The organism is Chryseobacterium sp. SG20098 (assembly GCF_031844745.1).
Taxonomy (GTDB): Bacteria; Bacteroidota; Bacteroidia; order Flavobacteriales; family Weeksellaceae; genus Chryseobacterium; species Chryseobacterium cucumeris.
On record NZ_CP134622.1, the window covers coordinates 1,117,979 to 1,142,624 of the forward strand.

The 24,646-nt window shown below is 36.0% G+C and carries 20 protein-coding genes; 10 read left to right on the forward strand and 10 right to left on the reverse strand.

Annotated features, from left to right (window positions below):
• Positions 1-163 precede the first annotated feature (163 nt).
• Entirely contained in the window at positions 164-2,368 is a 2,205-nt protein-coding gene (gene recQ, locus RHP76_RS05100; protein WP_120231409.1) for a DNA helicase RecQ, read from the reverse strand.
• A 158-nt stretch (positions 2,369-2,526) separates the two neighbouring features.
• Between recQ and RHP76_RS05105 the strand changes: the two genes are divergently transcribed.
• The 6 genes from RHP76_RS05105 (at position 2,527) to RHP76_RS05130 (ending at position 11,918) form a co-directional block, all read left to right on the forward strand.
• Positions 2,527-3,486, forward strand: coding sequence for a KpsF/GutQ family sugar-phosphate isomerase (locus tag RHP76_RS05105; RefSeq protein ID WP_120231410.1), 960 nt, complete (start codon positions 2,527-2,529; stop codon positions 3,484-3,486).
• 69 nt (positions 3,487-3,555) lie between these two features.
• Positions 3,556-4,083: a hypothetical protein gene (locus tag RHP76_RS05110; RefSeq protein ID WP_311229630.1), complete on the forward strand. Its 528-nt coding sequence runs from the start codon at positions 3,556-3,558 to the stop codon at positions 4,081-4,083.
• Between the two features lie 66 nt (positions 4,084-4,149).
• A complete protein-coding gene (gene tatC, locus RHP76_RS05115; RefSeq protein ID WP_183037386.1) occupies positions 4,150-4,977 on the forward strand; it encodes a twin-arginine translocase subunit TatC in 828 nt (275 codons plus the stop codon).
• Positions 4,978-5,203: 226 nt separating this feature from the next.
• A complete protein-coding gene (locus tag RHP76_RS05120) occupies positions 5,204-8,164 on the forward strand; it encodes a reprolysin-like metallopeptidase (protein WP_311229631.1) in 2,961 nt (986 codons plus the stop codon).
• Between the two features lie 132 nt (positions 8,165-8,296).
• Entirely contained in the window at positions 8,297-9,928 is a 1,632-nt protein-coding gene (locus RHP76_RS05125; protein WP_311229632.1) for a M1 family metallopeptidase, read from the forward strand.
• A gap of 133 nt (positions 9,929-10,061) precedes the next feature.
• Complete coding sequence (locus RHP76_RS05130) at positions 10,062-11,918, forward strand: M61 family metallopeptidase (RefSeq protein ID WP_062675115.1); 1,857 nt, start codon at positions 10,062-10,064, stop codon at positions 11,916-11,918.
• A 119-nt stretch (positions 11,919-12,037) separates the two neighbouring features.
• Here the strand turns inward: RHP76_RS05130 and RHP76_RS05135 are convergent, their stop codons facing one another.
• The 4 genes from RHP76_RS05135 to pepE form a co-directional block, all read right to left on the reverse strand.
• A complete protein-coding gene (locus tag RHP76_RS05135) occupies positions 12,038-13,213 on the reverse strand; it encodes a sensor histidine kinase (RefSeq protein ID WP_120231414.1) in 1,176 nt (391 codons plus the stop codon).
• 6 nt (positions 13,214-13,219) lie between these two features.
• Positions 13,220-14,593, reverse strand: coding sequence for a D-alanyl-D-alanine carboxypeptidase/D-alanyl-D-alanine endopeptidase (dacB, locus tag RHP76_RS05140; protein WP_288441698.1), 1,374 nt, complete (start codon positions 14,591-14,593; stop codon positions 13,220-13,222).
• A gap of 109 nt (positions 14,594-14,702) precedes the next feature.
• Positions 14,703-15,554, reverse strand: a complete 852-nt coding sequence (locus RHP76_RS05145) for a hypothetical protein (RefSeq protein ID WP_311229633.1) — start codon at positions 15,552-15,554, stop codon at positions 14,703-14,705.
• Positions 15,554-16,246 carry a dipeptidase PepE gene (gene pepE / locus RHP76_RS05150; RefSeq protein ID WP_311229634.1) on the reverse strand — a complete coding sequence of 231 codons (693 nt, stop codon included), beginning with the start codon at positions 16,244-16,246 and terminating at the stop codon, positions 15,554-15,556. The genes RHP76_RS05145 and pepE overlap by 1 nt, the downstream gene beginning before the upstream one ends.
• A 196-nt stretch (positions 16,247-16,442) precedes the next feature.
• Between pepE and RHP76_RS05155 the strand changes: the two genes are divergently transcribed.
• Entirely contained in the window at positions 16,443-16,973 is a 531-nt protein-coding gene (locus RHP76_RS05155) for a tetratricopeptide repeat protein (RefSeq protein ID WP_228432525.1), read from the forward strand.
• 235 nt (positions 16,974-17,208) lie between these two features.
• Here RHP76_RS05155 and RHP76_RS05160 read toward each other — a convergent pair whose 3' ends face one another.
• Entirely contained in the window at positions 17,209-17,697 is a 489-nt protein-coding gene (locus RHP76_RS05160) for a YdeI/OmpD-associated family protein (protein WP_311229635.1), read from the reverse strand.
• A gap of 272 nt (positions 17,698-17,969) precedes the next feature.
• Between RHP76_RS05160 and fsa the strand changes: the two genes are divergently transcribed.
• Positions 17,970-18,623, forward strand: a complete 654-nt coding sequence (fsa, locus tag RHP76_RS05165) for a fructose-6-phosphate aldolase (RefSeq protein WP_002978975.1) — start codon at positions 17,970-17,972, stop codon at positions 18,621-18,623.
• Positions 18,624-18,702: 79 nt separating this feature from the next.
• Here the strand turns inward: fsa and RHP76_RS05170 are convergent, their stop codons facing one another.
• The 4 genes from RHP76_RS05170 to RHP76_RS05185 all read right to left on the reverse strand — a co-directional run bounded on the left by RHP76_RS05170 (position 18,703) and on the right by RHP76_RS05185 (position 22,639).
• A complete protein-coding gene (locus RHP76_RS05170) occupies positions 18,703-19,266 on the reverse strand; it encodes a sugar O-acetyltransferase (RefSeq protein ID WP_311229636.1) in 564 nt (187 codons plus the stop codon).
• Between the two features lie 163 nt (positions 19,267-19,429).
• Positions 19,430-20,320 carry a GLPGLI family protein gene (locus RHP76_RS05175; protein WP_311229637.1) on the reverse strand — a complete coding sequence of 297 codons (891 nt, stop codon included), beginning with the start codon at positions 20,318-20,320 and terminating at the stop codon, positions 19,430-19,432.
• A gap of 64 nt (positions 20,321-20,384) precedes the next feature.
• Positions 20,385-22,268: a M56 family metallopeptidase gene (locus RHP76_RS05180; RefSeq protein WP_311229638.1), complete on the reverse strand. Its 1,884-nt coding sequence runs from the start codon at positions 22,266-22,268 to the stop codon at positions 20,385-20,387.
• Positions 22,269-22,273: 5 nt separating this feature from the next.
• A complete protein-coding gene (locus tag RHP76_RS05185) occupies positions 22,274-22,639 on the reverse strand; it encodes a BlaI/MecI/CopY family transcriptional regulator (RefSeq protein WP_034695620.1) in 366 nt (121 codons plus the stop codon).
• A 462-nt stretch (positions 22,640-23,101) separates the two neighbouring features.
• On the opposite strand from RHP76_RS05185, the gene RHP76_RS05190 reads away from it, so the two are divergent.
• Both RHP76_RS05190 and RHP76_RS05195 read left to right on the forward strand, forming a co-directional pair.
• Positions 23,102-24,052: a heme-binding domain-containing protein gene (locus RHP76_RS05190; protein ID WP_123279910.1), complete on the forward strand. Its 951-nt coding sequence runs from the start codon at positions 23,102-23,104 to the stop codon at positions 24,050-24,052.
• Between the two features lie 3 nt (positions 24,053-24,055).
• Positions 24,056-24,529, forward strand: a complete 474-nt coding sequence (locus tag RHP76_RS05195) for a hypothetical protein (protein WP_311229639.1) — start codon at positions 24,056-24,058, stop codon at positions 24,527-24,529.
• Positions 24,530-24,646: the final 117 nt, after the last annotated feature.

Here is a 24,646-nt window from a genome sequence, read left to right on the forward strand (position 1 = left end):
TCAAATATCGGAAGGATGAAGATTACTGTTTTGATAGCAATTAACAGAAATTAACTTAGCTTTAAAATCTGATTTTATTTACTATCTATTATACACCTAATACGCTATAAAAATAAAGTAAGCCTTTCTAATGAAAAGCTTACTTTATTTAATTAATATTTTCTTAATTTGCTACGTCACTGATGAATTTAATTCTCAACATTCTTACTTCTTCATCAGATAATTCATCCCCGAATTCATCCAGCAATACTTTCATACTGTCGCTTTCAGATTCGTTCATGAATTCCATGAATCCGTCTACAATGTCTTCATCAAAATTATCTTCAATATAATAATCGATATTTAGTTTTGTCCCCTGATAGACAATTCTTTCCATTTCTTTAAGAAGTTCATCCATAGAAAGGTTTTTAGCTCTTGCTATATCTTCAAGGTCAATCTTTTTATCAGTGCTCTGGATGATGAAAACTTTATGGCTGGATTTATTGGCCACCTGTTTCAATACCATATCCTGAGTACGTTCGATATTGTTATCTTCTACGTATGTTTTGATGTAATCTGCGAATTCTTTACCATATTTTTTGGCTTTTCCTTCACCTACACCATAGATTTTGGTGATCTCATCTACACTTATTGGATACTGAACCGTCATATCCTCCAAACTTGGATCCATAAATACTGTATATGGTGGAATTCCATGTTTTTTGGCTACTTTCTTTCTTAATTCTTTCAACAGGTTGAAAAGGTTCTGATCCAGCCCTCCTCCAGCCTGCTGCTGTACCTGGTCGCTCTCAGCTTTTGCCTGAGTAAGATCAAATTCACGGTCTTCAGCAATTAAAAAGATGTCTTTAGATTTACCATTCAGGACACTTTTTCCTTTCTCTGTAATTTTTAAAACCCCGTAGGTTTCAATATCTTTCTGTAAAAAATTCTGAACAGTGGCCTGTCTCAAAATTGTTTTCCAGTAATTATCTTTTTCGTCTTTCCCAAAACCAAAATGAGAACTTTGTTCCAGCTTATAAGATTTTGTTACCGCATTTTCTTTTCCTACGATAACGGAAATCAGGTCTTTAGATTTGAATTTTTCTCCTGTATCACTGATCAGCTCCAGCGCCTTTTTTAAATCTGCTGTAGCATCCTTTAATTTTGGTGGATTGGATGAATTGTCACACATCTTGGCTCCGTCTCCGTTTACCGGATCGAAACTTTCTCCAAAATAGTATAGGATATATTGTCTTCTGCTCATGGAAGTTTCCGCATAGCCTACAACTTCATTTAGAAGCTGTAATCCGATTTCTCTTTCTGAAACGGGTTTTTGAGCCAGGAATTTCTCCAGTTTTTCAATGTCTTTCGGATCATAGAATGCCAGACAATGACCTTCGCCTCCATCTCTTCCCGCTCTTCCGGTTTCCTGATAATAGCTTTCCAATGATTTCGGGAAGTCGTAATGAATGACAAAACGGACATCCGGTTTATCAATTCCCATCCCGAAGGCAATGGTAGCCACAATTACATCTACTTCTTCCATCAGGAATTTATCCTGATTCGCTACTCTCACTTTTTGGTCAAGACCGGCATGATAAGGTAGAGCGTTGATGCCATTTACCTGCAGAAGCTGGGCAAATTCTTCCACTTTTCTACGGCTCAGACAATAAACAATTCCTGATTTCCCTTTATGCTGATTGATAAATTTAACGATTTCCTTATCTACATTGATTTTAGGACATACTTCATAATATAGATTAGGACGGTTAAAACTTTCTTTAAATACCAATGCATTGGTCATTCCTAAAGTTTTCTGGATATCATCCTGAACCTTAGGAGTAGCAGTAGCCGTTAAAGCAATCACCGGTACATTGGCGATTTTGTCGATAATCTGTTTCAGATTTCTGTATTCCGGTCTGAAATCATGTCCCCACTCTGAAATACAGTGAGCCTCGTCGATAGCAAAGAAAGAAATTTTCACTTCTTTCAAAAAATCCAGGTAATCATCTTTAATTAATGATTCAGGAGCTACATACAGAAGTTTGGTTTTGCCGCTTTTGATATCGTCAAAAACCTGTTTGGTCTGCGTTTTGTTTAATGATGAATTCAGTACGTGTGCTACCCCATCATCAGATGAAAGGCCGTTCACGGCATCTACCTGATTTTTCATCAACGCTATTAAGGGCGAAACTACTATTGCTGTTCCTTCCGAAATAAGAGCCGGAAGCTGGTAACATAATGATTTTCCGCCACCTGTAGGCATTAAAACAAATATATCCTTCCCATTCAATAGGTTATCTATAATCTGTTCCTGCTGGCCCTTAAATGTAGAAAACCCAAAATACTTTTTCAATTCGCCTGATAAATTGGCTTTTTTTGCGCTCATCTAATTTTCTATTGCTAAATTTGCATCTCACCCAAAGTTATAAAAATTCTGCTTAAAATAAAAGCGAACGAATTTATAAAAAATAAAATTTATATTAAATATTCTTTTTAAAATATAACGTTTTTTATAAACTTTTTTGTATACCTTATCATCGTAAAATGGATAGAACCAACATTATATCAATTGCAAAAAGCACTTTAGAAATAGAAATTTCTGAACTTGAAAAATTAAAAAACAGAATTGATGACCAATTTGCCCGGGCTGTAGAGATCATTCACTCGGCAAAAGGAAAGCTCATTGTAGTAGGAATAGGGAAATCTGCCCATGTGGGTAACAAAATTGTGGCTACCTTAAATTCTACAGGTACACCTTCTCAGTTTTTACATGCTTCGGAAGCTATTCATGGAGATCTTGGAGTTATTCAGAAACAGGATGTTGTTTTATGCATCTCCAATTCCGGAAATTCTCCTGAAATTGCCAATCTGGTTCCTTATTTAAAAGATTATTCTTCTGCTTTGATCGGAATGACTGGAAATAAATCCAGTAAACTGGCTGAGTTTTCAGAAGTTATTCTGGATACTCATGTGGATGTCGAAGCGTGCCCGAATAAACTGGCTCCTACAAGTTCTACAACTATACAAATGGCTTTGGGAGATGCTTTAGCTGTTGCTTTAATGGAACTGAACGATTTTAAAGCTAATGATTTCGCCAAATTTCACCCTGGGGGAAGCCTAGGAAAGAATCTTACGTCTAAAGTAGAACAGTTTCTTTCTTCCCAAAAACCTCAGGTAACAGAAGATTCTTCGATAAGAGATGTCATCATTTCCATCAGTGCTTCAAGCCACGGAATTACAGTCGTGACCAATGAAGATCAGATTATTGGTGTTATCACAGACGGAGATTTAAGAAGAATGCTGATGAAAGGAGAAGATATCAGTAAAGTATTGGCTAAAGATATCATGTCTGCCCATCCAAGAACAATTGAAAAGGAAGCTCTGGCTAAAGAAGCCATGAAAGTTCTGAAAGAAAATAATATCGGCCAACTTGTAGTAACGGAAAACGGAAAATATTTCGGGATTATAGACCTGCATAAACTGCTGGACGAAGGGATTAACTAGAATTCAAATAATAGATTTCAGGCATTATACCTTCGGATCAGCAATTTAATTAAATATTTTTAAGGTATTATGATGATTATTCTTTACTTACTGATTCTATTCCCAATATTTTTGAAAAAATATCTTGACTATCAGGATTCACAAAGTAATAAGGTAAATCATTTTCCGTTGGAACCTGATCATAGGCCTGAATATTCTACTCATGATAGAAATTCGTACTATGATCAAAAAAGTCAGGACTATTTTGATCGTGTCATACGATGCCTGATCTTCTGTACTTATGATGATAAAAAGTTTCATTCTGTTGCAGACTGCCTGTCTCTGACAGATATCGGAGATGATTTGCGTATATTCTCATACAGCGAAGAAATAGAATCGTTATTCAGGAATAAGTTCATCAACGAATCACTGAGACAGAAAATATCAGATTTTAAAAAGGTGTCGGATGAAGTCACAGAAGAAGAATGGGTTTTCGAATCAATAGATCTTAGCCATGATGAAAGGTGGAAAAAAATCAACGTAGCCGCAGAAGATCTTTTAACAGAAATGGATATTAAAGAAAGGGATTTTGATTTTGCTTTATATGTACCTCGATAATTTTAAAAACCAACATCGGTCATTTAATTAAATATTTTATAAATTTGCGCTTTAAAATTTTATTCTGTGAGTGATGGTAAAGACATGTCCTTCCTTGGACATATAGGAGAATTAAGAGGGCATCTGATCCGTTCGATTATTGCTATCATAATTGCGGCTTTTGTGGTTGGTTTTAATATCAACTGGATTATGGACCATATCTTTTTTGGGCCTACCAGAAATGATTTCCCGACTTTCAGAGTGGTTAATCATTTTTCAAGAATGATTTTGGGGGAAGACAGTATTCATCTTCCAAAGGACTTCCCCGTTCGTGTACAGAGGTTGTATCAGCAGTTCAATGTAATGATGGCTGTTTCAATTTTTGGAGGAATGGTGGCTGCTTTTCCTTATATTGTTTGGGAACTGTGGCGTTTTATTGGCCCAGCTTTACATCCGAGAGAAAGAAAAAACTCTATTTATATTATTAATGCGGTATGGATTCTTTTCATGACCGGAGTATTATGCGGTTATTTCCTTATACTTCCGTTCGCCGTTAATTTCGGGGTTATTTTTAAAATCTCAGACATTATCGTTCCGCTTTATGATTTAAGTGATTATACCACTTTATTTTTACAGGTGGTTTTGGGTATGGGCGTTATTTTCCTTTTCCCGATTTTGATCTACTTCCTTACGAGCATCGGAATTCTGACGCCTACATTTATGAAAACCTACCGTCGTCATGCTATTGTTCTGATTATGGTAGTGGCTGCAATTATTACCCCGGCAGATGTTCTGAGTATGTTGATGGCCGCATTCCCGCTGCTTATTTTATATGAATTCAGTATTATGATGTGTACGTTCACTTATAAAAAAGTACAGAAGAGCAACGGAAATCTTCCTGCAGTACAGAAATAAAAGTATTTTTTACTAATAAAGCTTAAGTGCTACTATTCAATTTGAATGGTAGCACTTTTTTTATTAAAAAAAATCAACATTAATTATATTTATTCTTAATATAATTAAAAATAACGATAAAATTCAACTAAAATTATAAAGTTGGGAGTAATTAACAATCTATCACTAACTAAAGATTAAAAAAAATACACTATATTTAAAACTTCAATAACAACAATAAAAAAATATGAAAAAGAGAATTATTTTCGTCTGTGCATTGGCTTTAAGTCTAAGTGGTTTACAGGCACAACGCTGGGAACCAGTCTTGGAAAAAGTTACGCCCGTAAGAAAAGAAGTAAAAGTAGAATATGCCTACAAATTTGATCTTTCTGCATTAAGAAATAAACTAAAGAATGCTCCTGAAGCAGGAAAAGGAGGAAGCGCTGTAATCGTTTCTCTCCCTACAGCAGATGGAAGAATTGAAAGATTTTCAGTTTACAGTTCGCCGGTAGTAGAAAAATCTATGGCGGACAGATATGAATTGGGAGCATACTCAGGTATCGGGCTGGATAATCCGCATAAGCAAATCCGGTTCAGTACAGCACCAAACGATTTTCAGTCTATGACATTCGATACTGATACAGGAAAATACGAATTCATAGAACCGATCAATAAAGAAAAGGATGTATATGGAGTCTTTTTCAAATCCAACAAATCTCATGAAGATCCTTTTGAATGTAGAACTTCTGAGCCTGAAAAGGCAAAGAAAGAAATGAATAAACTGCTTAAAACAAAAAATGTTTTAAAGGGTTTAGGAAGCGCTAATAAAAGTAATGAACAAAAATACAGAACCTACAGAATTGCGATATCTGTAAACGGTGAATATACGCAACTTGCCGGAAGTGTTCCTGCAGCAGCAGCCCGCATTAACGCTACAATGAACCGTGTAAATGGTGTTTTTGAAAAAGATTTTGGAATCCATATGATTGTACAGGATCTTCCACAACTTATATTTGCAGATCCGGCTACGGACCCTTATTCCAATGTAATCACCAATTCAAACGGAACTTATAGCGCTCCTGGAGCATGGAACCTGCAGCTTCAGCAAACGCTTACCAATACTGCCGGTGTAGGTAATGCCGCCTATGATATAGGACATTTCTTTGGCCACAGAGGTGGTGGTGGAAGCGCCGGAGATGTAGGAAATGTCTGCAGAAACCCTGCAAATAATAATGATGCAACTTCTAAAGGGGCAGGAATTACTTCTCCTTCTACTCCGGATCAGCCTTTTGGAGATAATTATGACATCGATTTTGTAGCGCATGAGATCGGCCACCAGTTCGGTGCAGCACACACTATGTCTATTGCTTTACATGGTGCCCATATGGAACCGGGATCCGGATCTTCCATTATGGGATATGCCGGTATTACAAACTACAATGTCCAGATGCATTCGGATGCCTATTTTCATACTAAAAATATTGAAGAAGTAGGTGCATATGTCAATGCTCAGGACTGTGGAATTATTACGAATGTAGCCAATACACCTCCTTCTATTCAGCCAATGGCTAATAAAATGATCCCTAAAGGAACAGCCTTTGTGTTAACAGCTTCTGCAACGGATACACAAAATGATCCAATGACTTATACCTGGGAACAATATGATCTGGCTACATCTGCTTTTGGGCCCGTAAGTGCAACCAGAAATAATGGAGCGAATTTCAGATCTCTAATGCCTACAACCTCCCCTACCCGTTATTTCCCTAAATTCACTAATGTTCTTAATGGTACTCTTACCAGTGCTTCTGATTGGGAGACAGTATCCAACATACCAAGAACAATGAATTTCAAAGTAACCGTGAGAGATAATAATCCGGATGCTGCACAACAACAGACACAAAGCAGTCTGATGAAAGTAGATATAGGAAATGAAGGTCCTTTCAAAGTAACATCAACTACGGTTTACAATAATACACCTGGAGCGGTTACATGGGATGTGGTAAACACCAATAACGCTCCTTATAATGTACAAAACGTTAAAATAGATTATACTACAGACAATGGAACTACATGGACCGTTATCAGTCCATCTACAGCGAATGACGGATCTGAGCCGTTCTCGTTCTCCTCTTTGGCAACAGGTGCCAGTGTAAAAATAAGAGTAAGCGCCATTGATAATGTATTCTACGCTATTGGAAATGCTACTGTATCCGCATCTGCGAGTGCTTGTACAACATCTGCTCCAACAGGAATTACTGTAACCGGTATTACAAGAACTTCAGCATCTGTAAACTGGACAGCGTTAGTAGGAGCAACATACTCTGTAATGTATAAAAAAGTAGGAACAGCAACATGGACTACAGTACCTGTTTCAACAAACTCCTATAACATTTCAGGACTTACTGAAGCTACTCAATATGAAGTACAGGTAGCTAATGTTTGTAGTGCTTCTGTTGGTTCTTATTCAGCATCAACGAATTTTACAACCTCTCCATTTGCTAAGTGTTCAATCACAGGAACAAATGCTGCTGACGAGTATATTTCCAATGTTACAGTAACCGGTGCGGGTATGAGCCCTGTTTCAAACAGCAGCAGCAATACACCTTATACAGACTATACTACAGATTCTTCAAAACTGATTACGCTGATGTCCGGATCTACAGGAAATAATGTAAGTATCACCAAAGGATGGACAGGTTCTCAGTATAACGACGGAGTAACAGCATGGATAGATTTTAACAAAGACGGAGTATTCTCTTCTTCTGAAGTCATCTATACCAGCGCACCTAGTATCGTATCACCTGTTTCCGGAACATTCTCTGTACCGGCAGACGCTTATACCGGAGGAAACGTAATTATGAGAGTTGTATTAGGATATGAAAGTCAACCAAGTAGCGGATGTAGCAACCAGCAGTATGGTGAAGTTGAGGATTATCCGGTATTGATTCAGCAACAGCTTTCTACCAGTGAGACAGTGAAAGATAAGAGTTCAATCCAGATCTACCCTAACCCGGCAAGTGATGTATTGAACGTAACTCAGATTTCATCTAAAGCTCAATTTATCATTACAAATATGGCTGGTCAAAAAGTAATGAATGGCCAGATTAATGATAATAAAATCTCTGTATCAAACCTAAGTACAGGAGCTTATATTATTTCAATTGAAGATAAAGGAACGACTTCAAATCTGAAATTCATCAAAAAATAAACCTAATCAGTTTTACAGCCCGGCAATGACCGGGCTTTTTTTATACCTTCTTAAAATCTGTATTTAATTTGATTTCCGGCATGTGCTATTAATTTAATTTTATACTTTTGAAAAGATTTAATATAAGTTTAAATGAAAAAATTGTCATATACACTCTTATTTGCATCAGGACTGGTTTTCGGACAGTTCTTTGAAAAGGATAAGGTTTTCACTAAACAGGATACTTTAAAAGGTTCTAATACTGAATTCAGAAATTTTTGGGATGTCAAAAAATATGATCTTTCTGTAGAACCTGATTTTGAACAGAAAAGCATTAAAGGAAATAATAAAATCAGTTTTGAGATCATAAAAGATGTTACCAATCCTGTTTTCCAGATTGACCTTCAACAGCCGATGAAAGCGGATAAGGTGGAAGGGAATTTTCCTATTGCCAATTATAAACAAGATGGAGACTTTATCTTCATTACAACGAATAAGAAATTCAAAAAAGGCGAAAAATATACCATTAACGTTACCTATTCCGGAAAGCCTACCATAGCAAAAAAAGCACCATGGGATGGCGGATGGGTTTTCACGAAAGATGAAAAAGGGAATCCATGGATGACTGCTGCTGACGAAGGAATAGGAGCTTCCATATGGCTTCCTACCAAAGATATCTGGAGTGATGAACCTGATAACGGGATCATTATGAAAATTGTAACGCCTAACGATCTGGTAGGTGTAGGTAATGGCAGACTAACCGATAAAAAAACAACCGGAAATAAAACTACTTATACCTGGGAAGTTAAAAATCCTATCAACGCCTACTCCATTATCCCAAGCATAGGAAAATATGTAAACTTCAAAGATACATTTGAGGGTGAAAAAGGAAAACTGGATCTGGATTATTGGGTAATTGACTATAATCTGGACAAGGCAAAGAAACAGTTTGAGCAGGTGAAACCTATGCTCTCCGCATTTGAATACTGGTTTGGTCCGTATCCATTCTATGAAGATTCATACAAGCTTGTAGAGTCTCCTCACCTTGGCATGGAACATCAGAGTAATGTAGCCTATGGAAACAAATATCAGAACGGCTATCTTGGAAGAGACCTTTCTGGGACAGGAGTTGGGTTAAACTGGGACTTCATTATTATTCATGAAAGCGGGCACGAATGGTTCGCCAATAATATTACCGCAAAAGACCAGGCTGATATGTGGATCCATGAAAGTTTCACCAATTACTCCGAGACTCTTTTCACTGAAAAATATATGGACAAAAAATCTGCTGACATCTATGTTCAGGGGATCAGGAAATTGATAGACAATGACATTCCTGTTATTGGCCAGTATGGTGTAAGAAATGAAGGCAGCGGAGATATGTACCCGAAAGGAGCCAATATGCTTCACACGATAAGACAGGTGATCAATAATGATGAAAAGTTCAGACAGATTTTAAGAGGTTTGAATAAAGATTTTTATCATCAGACGGTTACCACGCAACAGGTAGAAAATTATATTTCCTCAAAATCAGGAATTGATTTTTCAACGGTCTTTGATCAGTATCTGAGAACCATTAAAATACCAACCCTTGAATATGCTCAAAATGGTGATACTTTAAAGTTCCGTTATACGGATGTGGTAAAAAACCTGAAATTACCAATCATCATCAATAGTGAACAGACCATAACTCCAACGGAAGAATGGCAGACTGTGAAGCTTAAAAAGAGTACTCCGGTTGAGCTAAATCCGAACTATTATATCAATTATAAGGAAACGAAATAAAGAAAAAGGCAAATCCGCACATCAGCAGATTTGCCTTTTCGCTTTTTAACCTTGAAATTTTAAGAAAAGTTTAATACTTTCTTCGTAACAAATTCAGAAAAAAAGCAACTATTTAACTATTAATTTAAACCTAATGAGAAAAACAGTACTTAGCCTTGGTATTTTTGCTGCTTTTTTAGCGAATGCTCAGTCTATAAAAACCACCATTGACCTTGTTAATGTAAAAGATGATAAAGTAGCCGTTACCATGGAGTTTCCGAAAATGAAATCCGGAGATATTAAATTTCATTTCCCCAAAACGGTTCCAGGGACTTATTCTGTAGACGACTATGGAAGATTCATCGAAGGAATCAAATTTTACGATAATAAAGGAAAGGAACTTACTTATACTAAAGTAAATGACAATACTTACTCCTTGAAAAATGCTCAGGCACTTTCCAAAATCTCATATCTTGTGAATGACAGTTTTGATGATGAATTGGATACATCAAAGCATAAAGCCGTATTTTCTCCTTCAGGAACTGATATTGAAGAAGGAAAAGTATACATGATCAATACTCATGGATTCATTGGATATATTGAGAATATGCAGGATGTTCCTTATCAGCTGGTGGTTCAGAAACCAACTGATTTTTACGGAACCACAGCGTTGGTGGATCAGGATAAATCTGAGAGTACAGATACGTTTACTCTGGCTAACTATGCTAAGGTGACAGATTCTCCGTTAATGTACACCAAACCGGACTATATTACCTTCAATGCAGGAGGAATGGATCTTGTACTGGGTGTATATTCTCCAACAGGAAAATATAAAGCAGCAGATTTCAAAGACAATCTTGAAAAAATGGTTGTTGCCCAAAAGAAATTCCTTGGGGATATGAACACCAATAAAAAGTATGCCATCATGCTTTATCTTTCTGGTGGTGACGGGCCTAAAGTAAAAGGTTTTGGAGCCTTGGAACACCACGAATCTACAAGTGTGGTTCTTCCGGAAGCAATGCCGAAAGATGCTATTGACAATACCATTACTGATGTGGTTTCCCATGAATTTTTCCATACTGTAAATCCTCTGAAGACCCATTCAGAAGAGATTCACTATTTCGACTATGCAGATCCGAAAATGTCTCAGCACTTATGGATGTACGAAGGCGGAACGGAATATTTTGCCAACTTATTCCAGATTCAGGAAGGATTGATCAACAAAGATCAGTTCCTTGAAAGAATTGGTGAAAAAATTGCCAACTCCAAGAGCTATGATGATACGATGCCATTTACAGTAATGAGTAAAAATGTATTGGTAGAACCTTACAAAGATCAGTACAGAAACGTATATGAGAAAGGAGCTCTTTTAGCAATGTGCTTAGACATCGAGCTTAGAAAATTGTCCAACGGGGAAATGGGATACCGTGATATGATCAGAAAACTGTCTCAAAGATTTGGTGAAAACAAACCTTTCAAAGATGACAAACTGATTGACGAACTGGTAACGGTAACCGGATATCCTCAGGTAAAAGATTTCTATAACAAATATATTGCAGGAAACCAGCCAACACCTTATGCCCAGTATCTGAGCATGGTAGGTGTGGATATTAAAAAGCAGGAAAGCCAGCCTCTTTTCTGGTTTATCAAAGACCCGAATCAGACAGGTTTTGATGAAAAGACTAATGCTTTTGCTTTTGACGATCATTCTGCACTATCTCCATTTGCAAAAAGTATCGGATTCAAAATCACTGACCAGGTACTTGCTTTAGACGGAAGAACGGTAGACATCAAAAAAGTACAGGATTTTATTGGTTATACAAGAACCATTAAAGACGGACAGGAAGTTACGGTAACTATTTTAAGAGATAATGCCGGTAAGAAAGAGAAAATGACATTGAAAGGAAAAGCGATTCTGGATAAAATGACCATGGAAACCCCTTCATTCAAGGCGAATCCGACTCCGGAAGAACTGAAATTACAGACCCAGTGGCTTACTGGTAAAAAATAAAGAGAAAAGCGGGGAAATTTTCCCCGCTTTTTATTTTTCTTAGGCTGATCTTTATTATTTGATTCAAACCTAACAGGTTTTCAAAACCTGTTAGGTTTCTTAATGGTAAATAGTAGTTGTTAAAGAATTTCCTCTTTTTTAATCGTTATTCTAAAGGTACTTCCCTTTCCTATTTCAGTCTGAGAAATCCTGATATCTCCATTATGATATTCATGAATAACCCTTCTTGCCAGTGACAACCCTAATCCCCAGCCTCTTTTCTTGGTAGAATATCCCGGATTAAAAGCATTTCGGGCCTGTTGTTTGGTCATTCCGCTTCCATTATCTTTTACTTCAACTAAAATATTTTTATTTCTTTCAAAGACCGACATAGTAATGGAACCCTCACCTTTCATCGCATCCACTGCATTTTTCACCAGATTTTCAATCACCCAGCTCATCAGAATTTTGTTATGAGGAACCAGAACAGTATATGTTGGAAGATTAAGTGTAAAATTGATTTTCCTTGAAATTCTTGTTTTCAAATAGTCATAATTCTCCTGAATGGTTTCATTAAAATTTCTGTCGTTCAGCTCAGGAATAGAACCAATTTTTGAGAATCTCTCTGAAATTGTTCTCAGTCTTTCAATATCTTTTTCAATTTCATGTACGCCGTCTGAATCCGGATTATCCAGCTTCATTATTTCTATCCAGCCAATCATAGAAGACAAAGGCGTTCCTATCTGATGTGCTGTTTCTTTAGCCAAACCTGCCCAAAGATAGCCTTCATCTGTTTTCTTTATTGTTCTGAAAAACCAGAAAGAAAAACCAAAATACAGTAAAATAAACAGTCCTAAAATATAGGGCGAATACCGAAGATTATTAAGCAGACGTGAGTTGTCATAATATACAAACTGATTATTTCCATCCGGCACTTTGATCTCAATAGGGTCATAATTTTTCTCCATATTCCGGATCAGATCCTGCAATTTCTCAGGATCCTTAATCGTACTTTCAGGAATATTTCTGTAGTATCCGAGATCAAGAATTGGATTTTTGAACTTATCTGTTACAATGAATGGAATGGTATTGTTAATATTCAGAATATCCGGCAGCAGATCCAACACATCGGTATCCGGAGTCTTTACCTCCTGCTGTATTCTAATTGCTTTAGAAAGAAGACTGATCCTTTTGATCTCCTCTTTTCTGAGAAAATTAATAAGCGATGTTGATGCTACTACAATAGCAATCACCAAAGTAGTCATCACAACAAAAATGATCCAGTTATTGAGTCTGGTGAGTATGGATTTTCTCAAAGTATTTTATTTTAAAACATTCAGGATTTTCTGCAGCTCTGTATTTCCACTTCCCTGATAGTTGTTGATGATAATCGAAAATACATATTTTTTCCCATCTTTTGCGGTGTGATATCCTGCGAAAGATTTGGTATCTCTCATCGTCCCGCTTTTCATCTTCATTCCATTATCCTGAACCGGGAATCCGTCGTAATAAGCCTCAAACCATGATTGTTTTTTAGCATATAAAAGGGCCTGAACTTCTGCTTTTGCCGCTACATAATTCTGTGGAGAAAGCCCGCTTCCGTCAGCAAAATTGATCATATTAGGATTAATTCCTTTAGATTTCCAGAATTCTTTCAGATAAGAAACTCCGCTTTTGAAACTTGAATTACCTTTTTTCTCTTTGCCTAAAGTTTTAATTAATGTTTCTCCGTACAGATTGACACTTTTTCTTAAAAACCAATAGACAATTTTATCTAAAGTCGGAGACTGATAAGTGAGGAGAATATTATTTTTCGGAGCTGTTACAGCCTGCTTTCCCTCTATTTCAAGTTGAGAATTCGTGATTGCTTTTCCTGAAATTTCAATTCCTGATTCTTTCAGCCATTGTTTTACTTCTGTTGCTAATTGGAGTGGTGGATTAGGAGTAGAACCGGAAACAGTAACGGTTTTTCCAGCAGGAAGCATACCGTTAATTAATGCCACATCAGAATGAGGAGCAGTAAAGATCAGGCTTTGATCTGAGTTCCCTCCTGCCTTAAGATCATTAAGCCACTTGACGCCTTCTAAAGGATAAGAAAAGTTTTTAAAATCAGTTCCGTTGATATTGATGTCAAACTGGTTTTCTTTCCAGTTGATTCCCCAAACTCCTGCTCCGTAGTAATTCCCAAGGTCGTCCCACGGCCAGCCTCCCGGAATCGTCTGATGGTCAAAATAAGAATCGTCAATAACAAGGTCTCCTGATATTTTTGTTATTCCTGAATTTTTAATGGCATCAATCAGTTTCCTTTTAAAATTTTCAGGTTTATACCCATCATACCTCCAGCTTCCTAATGTAGGATCACCGTTGGAGCTGATAAAAAGATTTCCGTTCAGCGTTCCTCCGGAGATATTTCCGGAATAGCTTGAAGTGGTGGTGAAGGTATAGTTTTTCCCTAATGTTTCAAGTGCTGCTCCTGCTGTAAAAATCTTTTGCGTAGAAGCAGTAGAAAGCCCCTTATTTCCTTGATATTCATATATAAAATTACCATTTTCATCGGAAACATAAAAAGATAAAGCGGAAGATACTGCTCCCGAAGAATCCATAAGATCCTTTGTTACTTTATCTAATTTTTGGGCTATATTCTGTGCAGCAACTATCTGTACAGAAAGCACAAGAACAGCAAGTGTTTTTTTCATTGCATTGTTGTTTGGATCTAAGCAAGCAGGTATCAGATACAGTTCGCAAAACTATTGATGCTGGCCGGCAGCTGAACCTTTTGCTCTATTTAATTCTAATCAAATATAGTTAAAATAAAAGCTTTTTATACTCAATAAGGTCATCGGAAGTGAAAAGAATCTGATGGTCAGGAGATTTTTCAAATGAACAATCATGTTTGAAATATTTCTCATAATCATCTTCATCTATGAAAATATCCATCTGGCACTCTTTGATATAATTTGATTGTTCTCCGTAATCCTGAATAAAATATCCGGAGTCATTCCACGGTTCATGATGACAGCGCAGACAATTTCTTTGGAACATAGCTTTATAACCGCATATTTCACAATCATTCAAGTGTTGAAACAATGTTGAAATTTCCTGCTGTCTGTCTTTCGGAAACAATGATAAAGGAATTGTTCTTAAAAGCAGATAATAATTAGGCTCCTGCCATGAAAAATACACCGACTCCGTTTTATTTATAAAAAGCCATAATCTCTGAAGATCATATTCTATCTCAGCTTTAACAATATTTTTAATATTCAGAACAGTCTCATTGTTTCTTTTGATATTCTGTTTGTCATCAATTTCAATAACGGGCTGCTGTTCCAGAAAGTGATTCAGGCATAATGTGGTCTGCCATGAGCCGATTGTTCTCATCTTGCCTTCTTCTCCACAGATCTCACACGTCCTGACAGAAAGTTCTGAATATTTACTTTTAATCTTTTTAAGTTTGGTATTGAGTATTTCATCTTCAGAATAGGTATAACATCTCAATTCACCAAACTTTTCTTTTCCAAAGACACGATAATCCATATTCCATCCTGCTACAGCGAATTCATACAGCAAGTTCCGGATCAGATCATTCCATCCGGTGCTGTTCACTGAAAAATTAATGAGATTATGTTCTATGAAATGGTTGATTTCTTCTTTATTCATTAAAGACTGCTTCCTGATTCTATTTCGTAAGGCTCTTTCCCTTTTTCAAAAATTCTTGTCAGTTCACTTCCTTCTACAGTAATGGAATCATTTGTTCGTCTGATCCAATTTCCTTCTCTAAGCCCTACCACTTTGATATCATTTTGAGTAAGAAATTCCTGAATACGGGTTTCTCTGGTTTCTCCATTACGTTTCAAATCCGGATTGGGATCAAGATAGTGTGGATTGATATTGAAAGGAACCAATCCCATACAGTCGAAACTTGGCGGATATACAATCGGCATATCATTCGTCGTTTTCATATTCTGACCTCCGATATTACTTCCTGCACTGCATCCAAGATAAGCTTTTCCTTCAGATACATTTTCTTTCAGGACAGACATCAGCCCTTCTTCATGTAAAGTTTTAACCAATAAAAAAGTATTTCCGCCTCCTGTAAAGAACCCTTTTGCCTGATGAATGGCTTCTTTTTTATCTTCAAATTCATGAAGCCCTTTTACTTTTATGTTGATGGTCTCAAAGAAAGAACGTGCTTTAGCCGTATAGTCATCGTGGGAAATCCCGCCTGGTCTTGCGAAAGGGATAAACACAATTTCGTCAATTCCCTTGTATAATTGGATTAATTCTTCTCTTAAGTATTCCAGATATTCTCCACCAAAAAGGGTGGATGTTGAAGCTAATATAATGTTCATATGGCGAAATTATAGGTATTAATAAAAAAAATGAATTACAAAGATAGCTTCAAAGATGAACGAATCAAAAATTAAACTAAAAAAAACATCAATCCCGTTAATATTTTCTAAAAAAACTTAAAGCCTCTAAAATTTTAGATTTTGTGGAATTATTATTGAATTTTAGATTATGAATTTAAAATATAAGATTATGAAAATGAGTAAAATTAATAGCCTATTTTTAGGTTTAATACTAGCAGGAAGTGTAAGTCTTGTAAATGCACAAACGACTCAGCCGGAAACTTCGGCAGCAACGAGTCAAACAGCGAATCCAACTATTGAAAGTCTTAAAAAACAGATTGAGGCCAATCCAAAGGACACAGAATCTTTAGCAAAATTAGCAGCAGCTTATCAGGATGCTTCAGACTGGCCTAATGCCATTGATACCTGGAAAAAAATATCTGTTTTATTACCGGACTGGGCTCCATCTTATTACAGCCAGGCCTACGCCTATCAGTCTGCAAAAGATGATGCCAATGCAAAAATTGCTTATGAAAAATATATTGCAACAGTAAAACCTGAAGAAGTAGAGCAAAATAAGAAGAATCTGGCATACGCTTATTTCTATCTTGCCTTTACAGAACAGAAGACTGATCCTAATAAAGCAAAAGAACACATTGCAAAATCTATACAGTATGACCCAACCAACGAAGATGCTGTAAAGCTTAGCAAAACATTAAATTCTTAGTAAAAATAAAATGCCGGAAAGTTTTTTCGGCATTTTTGTTTATGTAAATATGTTTAAATATCAAAAATCATGGCCTGGATTTAACGCAAACATTAAGTAACTATTGTTAAATTTTTGAGGAAGCCAAGGACGAAATCAATTTCATTGATTCTTTCTAAGCGTATGATCATAAAGCTTCATCAGCAACATTGTGGCTTATTAACACATATATTTGAAATTTTGTCTGGCTATGATCCTACTCAATCATCTTTCCGAAAAAATCTGTTTCGCCATGCAGATGTCTGATAATTTTATCAATATTTCTCTGAATACTGGCTTCGGTTTTTAAATTATTGATATACCGGATCAGCTCATGTCTTCTTGAAGGAATCAGGTTCTCAAAATTTGCTGTTGCCACTGCACTTTCTTTAATCGCCTTTTCTAATTGGGGATGAATAGAAATACTTTTGTCAGAATCATCGTATTCCAGAACAACTTCAATAACTTCTCCTATTCTTTTCGGAGAGTTTTTCAGCATTATCAGGTTCACATACAGCCTCCATTCTCCCAGATATTTCATCAGATTTTGCTTAAATTCTTTCCCATTCACAGTCCCTTTTACAGCAATAGGACTTTTATTTCTCCCTGATTCATTAAAAATTTCTTCAAGAATCTCTTCCGGAACAAATACAAAGGGATTAATTCCTATGATTTCCAATGTGGCAGTGAAGCTTTTGTTTTTCATGGATGATAAATTTAAACCAGTTAGGCTAGAAGCTAGAAGCTAGAAGCTAGAAGCTAGAAGCTAGAAGCTAGAAGCTAGAAGCTAGAAGCAAAAATAATAGTTTAATGAATAGGTATAAAATTTCTTTTTTATTATTTTATAAAACAGTTACCCTCAAACTCACTTACTCTCCCGACCCCAAACCCTCTAACCCAGTCACTCCGTAACTTAAAATTCATACCTCAGAACCCAATTAATTCCCTATATTTGTATCAATAAATCTATTTATCAAAATGAAATTTTTTATTGACACAGCTAATTTAGAGCAAATCAAGGAAGCAAGAGACCTTGGAATTTTAGATGGTGTAACAACCAATCCTTCATTAATGGCCAAAGAAGGAATTCAGGGTGCTGAAGCGATCAAAAACCATTATAAAACGATCTGCGAACTTGTAGACGGAGATATTTCTGCAGAAGTTCTTTCTACAACGTATGAAGAAATGATTAAGGAAGGAGACGAATTGGCTGCTATTCACCCGAATATCGTTGTAAAAATTCCGATGATCAAAGACGGAATCAAAGCTTTAAAATATTTTTCCGATAAAGGAATCAAAACAAACTGTACATTGATCTTCTCTCCGGGGCAGGCTCTTTTGGCGGCTAAAGCGGGAGCAACTTATGTTTCTCCTTTCTTAGGAAGATTAGATGATATTTCTACAGACGGCTTGAACCTTATTCAGGAAATCAGATTGATTTTCGATAACTATATGTACGAAACTGAAATCCTGGCAGCTTCTATCCGTCACTCAATGCATATCATCGACTGTGCTAAAATCGGAGCTGATGTTATCACATCTCCACTTCCTCCGATCTTGAGCTTATTGAAGCACCCATTAACAGACAGCGGATTGGCTCAGTTTGTTGCAGATTCTCAGAAATTAGCATAATCACTGATCCTTATTTAGATATAAAATATCCCGGAACAATGTAGCGTTCCGGGATATTATTTTTATGGTGGTCTGTATATTATTCTTTCAGGATATTTTTCACAATCTTACACGGATTCCCCACGGCCACTACATTCTCGGGAATATCTTTCGTTACCACGCTTCCAGCTCCAATCACCGAGTTATTTCCGATAGAAACACCTGGAAGTACAACCACATTTCCTCCCAACCACACATTATCACCAACTTTGATCGGATGTGCATATTCCAGACCTTCATTCCTTTGCTGTACATCAAGCGGATGGCCTGCAGTATAAAAACTGCAGTTGGGTCCGATAAAAACGTTATCACCAAACTCTACTTTAGCACAATCCAGAATAACGAGATTATGATTGGCATAGAAGTTCTCCCCTGCTTTTATGTTATATCCGTAATCACACCAGAAATTGGGTTCTATACAGATATTCTCTTTTATACTGCCAATAATTTGCTTAAGAAGTCTGTATCTGTTTTCTGTATCTGAGTTTTTCAGACCGTTGTATTCCTGGCACAGATCTTTGCAGGCAATACGTTCCTGAATCAGTTCTTTATCATAATTGGCATTGTATAAAAGCCCTGCTGCACATTTTTCCTTTTCTGTCATGAGATATAACTTTGGTTGCTATTACTTATTGTTCATTGAAGATACTAAATATATCATAACATGATGAATTGATATTTATCATTTTTTTCTTCAATGTCTTTTGTTAAAATAAAAAACAGGATGACAAAAATGCCATCCTGCAGATATTAGAAAATATATAATTTTACTTGAACAAATCCGGTTCTATTTTATTGTTATTTTTTAATTGGTCTTCTTTTGCTCTTTTTTCAATATTCCTGTACATTTCATTCATATCAATGCTTTTACCATCCTGATTCTTCATTTGCACTACAGCTCCTGCCGGAAGCGTGCTCATGGTTTGCTTCATATCTTTTGTAGGATCAGCAAGATAATCTTTCCAGGCTTTTTTAAACTGCTTTTTGCTGATCTCTATTTCTTTCCCTCCCAAACCTATTGTAATGAGACCAGGTATTTGAATATCTTCCTGCGAAGCAGCTTCCGTTTTCTTATTACCCATCAGGGTTATTATATGTGAGCCTGTAATGTCCTCAATTTTAACAATAAGTCCCGGCAATCCATAGAATTTATAAGGACCATCCTGAAAAGGAATATCTGTAGAAAACCATGCTACCCAACTTCTTCCTCCATAATTGGTAGTTGCTTTTTGGGTATTATACTCTCCGATTTTCTGCTTTTCAGGAAGTATTTTCCATTCAGGCTTTTGATCTTCCGGCATTTTATAGCTGGTATTCCCAATGTTTTCTGAGAATGAAACACTGTAATCCGGATACTTTTTTGTAACCGTTGAGGAAATTGTACCGGGTTTTATATTTTTTTTAATATTAATACTGCTCCCAAATCCTCCTTTCATCTGCTTTGCAATATCTGCTTTTGTTGTTGAATCTGCAACAAACTTTTCGCGACTGTAATATTTAGATCCGTTTTTATCAATGTCCAGAAACATTATATCACTTTTCACATCTGCTTTATTGGTAGAATCAGCGATGTATTTATAGTCATAAAAGAATCTGTTGACTTGTGCATTGGCAAAAACCCCTAAAAATGCTAGTAAAATCAAATATTTTTTTCCCATAATCTATGCTAAATTGTATTAAAAAGGCTTTGCCAATCTGGAACTGACAAAGCCTGATGGAACTTTATTTCTTTGTTTCAATTCTTATTTCCCCTTCGGTCCCTTTTACAAGACTTCCTTTAATAACTCGCATACTTGCGATATTGTCAGGTTTCAAAGTATTAATATCTTCTTTCGAACTCTCTCTTCCGTCTATATAGTATTTGTATCTGGAATCGTCACCGGGGCTTATATTGAATTTTTTAACTCCATTCATTGAAATATTGCCATTCCCGTCTTTTTTAATAAAGTCAGCATGCATTACCATCACATTAGGAGAAGAACTTACCATCGTAAAATTACCTCCTCTGAAATTTTGTACTGTTTTTTCTGCTTCCACGCGTGCTTTTTCAGCTTCTTTTCTTATTCTATCCGCATCAATTCTGATTCTTTCACTCTGTACTCTGATTCTATCACCTTCAGCACGTGCTCTATCACCTTCTACCCGTGCTTTTTCTCCTTCTATTCTGGCCCTAGTGGCTTCTTTCATTGCTTTTTTAGCTTCGGCCATTGCTTTGCGTACCTCTTCTTTTTCCTGATCGCTCAGATCTTTATAATTAACAATTCTGTTTGTTTTAAAATAGGTTATTTTGGGTTCTTTTGGCGCTTTAGGTGAGGCTGGAGGAATGGGCAATTCTCCTATTTTCGCAGCTGCTTTTTCCGCTTTTTTTGCTGCTCTTTCTATTTTTCGAAGCTCTTTTTTACTGAGAGGTTCCATATTCTCGAGCTCCTTCATCTGATTCTTCCATTCAACAGAATTGAAATACTTATCAACCTCAACTTTTGAAGCAATTTCTCCTATCTCTGAAGCAAGATTGCTTATTTCTTCTATTTTATCGCTGAAGAGATCACTTTCGGGATCCAAACCTTCCAGCTCTTTCTCTTTTTCTTTTATTTTCTTTTCAAGTCCTGAAATTTTTGTATGGTCTTCAGGCGATACGGTTTTTAGTTCTGCAATTTTTTCCTGACCTGATTTTTCAGGTCTTATCGTATCTTTCTTGATTTCTGAAACGACTTGTTTAATGGAAAGGTTTGTTTCTTCAATTTCTCTGTTTTTAGCATTTACCAGATAAGCAAAAGCGATAGAGAATACAACCGGCAAGGCAAAAATTCTTCGCGCATATCCGAACTTGGTTTTTGGTTTTTGTAACATCTTAAGTCTTTTTTTAAGGTTTGAACTTAGAAACGGACTGGTAACAGGCAACTGTGTTCCGGAAAAGTGGCTTGCTAAAAGCATCTGCGCAAATGCTTTGGTGTCCGATTGTTTTACGGCTTTTTTATCAGCCAGATATTCATGGATTAGATTAATTTCTCTTTTAATAAGATGAAAGAACGGATTGAACCAGAAAACAGAGGTTATAATCTCGATAAAGATCTTATCAAAAGAATGTTTCTGCTCAATATGTACCATTTCATGTTTTAAAATCTGTTTTCCGATATCAGAATTCAATGTGATTGTATTCTTCCAGAACAGGTTTTTAAAATAAGAAAATGGAGCTTCGGTAAGGTCTGTACGGTAAAAATTGATCCCGTCAAAACTTTCTTTCTGAAATTGGTTTTTAAACTGCTGGATTTTGAAAATCCCAAACAACAGCTTCCCTAAAAAATAGAGAGAAACCAGTCCCAGAGCTGAAAAAATAATGTTAAAATAAAGGTTACCATTGTCTATGTTTTTTTCTGTGTTAAAATTCTGAATCTTGTCAAGAAGCATATACATATCATTATTTACTTCTATCGTAAAATCATCTATTCTGATGAGTGGCAACAAAAGTGATATCACAATAGCACCCAAGAGATAAAATCTGTTATAATGATGGAATGTCTTGTCTTTTAATGACAACTGATAATACAAAAATGTTACACCTGAACATAAAATAGTTTTCCCAAAGTATAAAAGTATTGCTTCCATAGGTCTTAGTCTTTCTTTTTAAGTTCATCTAATAACATCTCAAGATCTTCTACTGTCATTTCATTTTTTTCAACTAAAAATGAAACGGCACTTTTGTAAGAACCTTTAAAGTAGTTTTTCACAAGGCTCTTCATGGTTTTCCCGGAATACTGTTCTTTTGAAACCAGCGGAAAGTATTCATGCTGCCTTCCGTATACATGATAGTCTACAAATTCTTTATCCTTCAATACTTTTAAAATGGTAGAAACAGTATTCGTGTGTGGTTTTGGCTCCGGAAAAAGATCAAGCACATCCTTAAGGAAGCCTTTTTCTAATTTCCATAAATACTGCATTACCTGTTCTTCTGCTTTTGTTAGAGTCTGAATTTTCATATTCCGTTCATTTATCAATTAAAGTGATATACAATCATCTTATTCTATATCACTAATAAATTAGTTATACAAATGTAAAAATAAAAATGAATCAAACAACTATTTTTTTAGTGATAAAATATTTTAAAAACTAACCGACTGAAAATCAATGCAATAAAAATAGTTAAAATTTATTAAATTTTGAATGGATGGAAATACTTGCTGTTTATTTTACAGAAAATTATTCAATTGTATTGCTTTTTTACACTAAACAGGTCCAATTGCTCAAAGATTTTCAACTCTTTTAGTAGCAATCCTTGTTAAGGCTTAAAATCTTAACAAGGATAAGTACAGATCAAAAAATAAGGTCAAAAAATTCATAATCACAAATGTCAGATTCAAAGTAAAATTTGTCCGATTGATCAGATTTTAAGAAAAACATATCTCAAAAAGTCCTGAAATTTGAATAAAAAACAAAGAGATATGAATAGTTTTTTGAAAAAATTAAAAACAAAAAACATCCTGGTGATAGTACTGTTTGTCTTTATTGGGATTCAGTTTTACAGACCAGAAATTGTACAAAAGCCCATAACAGGAGAGATTCATGTGCCTACTGAAGTTAGAGCGATCCTGCAGCGTTCGTGTTTCGATTGTCATTCTAATCAGACAAATTTGAAGTGGTTTGATCAGATTGCACCTGCTTATTGGCTGGTGGCAGATCATATAAAAAAAGGAAAAGAAGGACTTAATTTTTCTGAATGGGATAAACTGGCTCCTCCTGCACAAAATGCAAAACTTTGGGAAGCTTTTAACCAGATTAATCTGAAAGCAATGCCTCTAAAAAGCTACGAATTACTTCATCCCGAAGCAAAACTTTCTGAAAATGATATCCGCATCCTGAAAAACTATGTGACTTCTCTTGCTCCAAAACAAAAACCAGATACTGCAAAGGTTTCGGCTTATAACAAACAGCTTCAGCAAGTCGTCCATACTCAGGCATCCAAAGTATCATTCCCTACTGCACCGAATGGGATCAGCTATATTCCTGATTATAAAAACTGGAAACCGATAAGTTCTACAGAAAGGTTTGATAATGGAACCATGCGTATCATATTCGGAAATGATATTGCTGTAAAAGCGGCAAAAGAACATAAAACAAATCCGTGGCCGGATGGAACCATAATTGCAAAAGTAGCATGGGACCAGATAATAGATAGTGATGGGAATGTCACTACCGGAGCCTTTAAACAAGTGGAATATATGATTAAGGATTCCAAAAAATTCGCTTCTACAAAAGGATGGGGATGGGCAAGATTTTTATCTCCCAAACTTGAACCCTATGGAAAGACAGCAGATTTCGCCAACGAGTGCATCAGCTGCCACCGCCCTATGAAAGACAATGATTTTGTATTTACCTCTCCTCTTAACCATTAAGCTATGAAGAATCTGATTGTTTATTTAATAATGTGCGTATTTGTTGTGAGCTGCAATTCCCAAAAAGAATATGAACCTGTGAATCAAAATGCATCCCTTCCCGAAAGTTTTGATTTTAATGCCATGAACTTAAGGGTTGTAACCTCTTCGATCAATCATAAAAAACAGACTATGATGACGCTCTACGGCACCGATTCAGCAATTGATGATTTGAAGGAGAATGCTGGAAAAGTCAATAGTAAAGAAAGAATACTGGCATTGGTTACCTGGTCGCAAAAGGACGATCCTTATTGGTATGGGGCTAAAGTCCCCAATAACCTTCTGTCTGTAGAAGTTATCAAAAGTAAACTGCCTTTCTCAGAAAACTCAGAAATTCTATATCAAAAATATAAAGGGAAAGAATTGAAGAAGATGAACGCAGATGTTACAAACAGAGTTTCTACAATTCTAAGTATGAAACCTTCAATCATGCCTTAACACAGGATTTTAAAATCACATATAAAAAATAGTATTCATTAAAAACTATTAAAAAAATGGAAAAATTTACATTCGGTTCAAGCCTGGTTACGGGATGTCTTTCTGCAGCGCTATTTT

Bases quoted from the DNA above. Each gene is read 5' to 3' on its own strand.
- RHP76_RS05105 (WP_120231410.1), top strand. From the start codon at position 2,527: ATGGATAGAACCAACATTATATCAATTGCAAAAAGCACTTTAGAAATA.
- RHP76_RS05145 (WP_311229633.1), bottom strand. From the start codon at position 15,554: ATGAATAAAGAAGAAATCAACCATTTCATAGAACATAATCTCATTAAT.
- RHP76_RS05160 (WP_311229635.1), bottom strand. From the start codon at position 17,697: ATGAAAAACAAAAGCTTCACTGCCACATTGGAAATCATAGGAATTAAT.
- RHP76_RS05125 (WP_311229632.1), top strand. From the start codon at position 8,297: ATGAAAAAATTGTCATATACACTCTTATTTGCATCAGGACTGGTTTTC.
- RHP76_RS05120 (WP_311229631.1), top strand. From the start codon at position 5,204: ATGAAAAAGAGAATTATTTTCGTCTGTGCATTGGCTTTAAGTCTAAGT.
- RHP76_RS05190 (WP_123279910.1), top strand. From the start codon at position 23,102: ATGAATAGTTTTTTGAAAAAATTAAAAACAAAAAACATCCTGGTGATA.
- fsa (WP_002978975.1), top strand. From the start codon at position 17,970: ATGAAATTTTTTATTGACACAGCTAATTTAGAGCAAATCAAGGAAGCA.
- RHP76_RS05175 (WP_311229637.1), bottom strand. From the start codon at position 20,320: ATGGGAAAAAAATATTTGATTTTACTAGCATTTTTAGGGGTTTTTGCC.
- RHP76_RS05155 (WP_228432525.1), top strand. From the start codon at position 16,443: ATGAGTAAAATTAATAGCCTATTTTTAGGTTTAATACTAGCAGGAAGT.
- dacB (WP_288441698.1), bottom strand. From the start codon at position 14,593: ATGAAAAAAACACTTGCTGTTCTTGTGCTTTCTGTACAGATAGTTGCT.
- pepE (WP_311229634.1), bottom strand. From the start codon at position 16,246: ATGAACATTATATTAGCTTCAACATCCACCCTTTTTGGTGGAGAATAT.
- RHP76_RS05180 (WP_311229638.1), bottom strand. From the start codon at position 22,268: ATGGAAGCAATACTTTTATACTTTGGGAAAACTATTTTATGTTCAGGT.
- RHP76_RS05170 (WP_311229636.1), bottom strand. From the start codon at position 19,266: ATGACAGAAAAGGAAAAATGTGCAGCAGGGCTTTTATACAATGCCAAT.
- RHP76_RS05110 (WP_311229630.1), top strand. From the start codon at position 3,556: ATGATGATTATTCTTTACTTACTGATTCTATTCCCAATATTTTTGAAA.
- RHP76_RS05195 (WP_311229639.1), top strand. From the start codon at position 24,056: ATGAAGAATCTGATTGTTTATTTAATAATGTGCGTATTTGTTGTGAGC.
- RHP76_RS05185 (WP_034695620.1), bottom strand. From the start codon at position 22,639: ATGAAAATTCAGACTCTAACAAAAGCAGAAGAACAGGTAATGCAGTAT.
- recQ (WP_120231409.1), bottom strand. From the start codon at position 2,368: ATGAGCGCAAAAAAAGCCAATTTATCAGGCGAATTGAAAAAGTATTTT.
- RHP76_RS05130 (WP_062675115.1), top strand. From the start codon at position 10,062: ATGAGAAAAACAGTACTTAGCCTTGGTATTTTTGCTGCTTTTTTAGCG.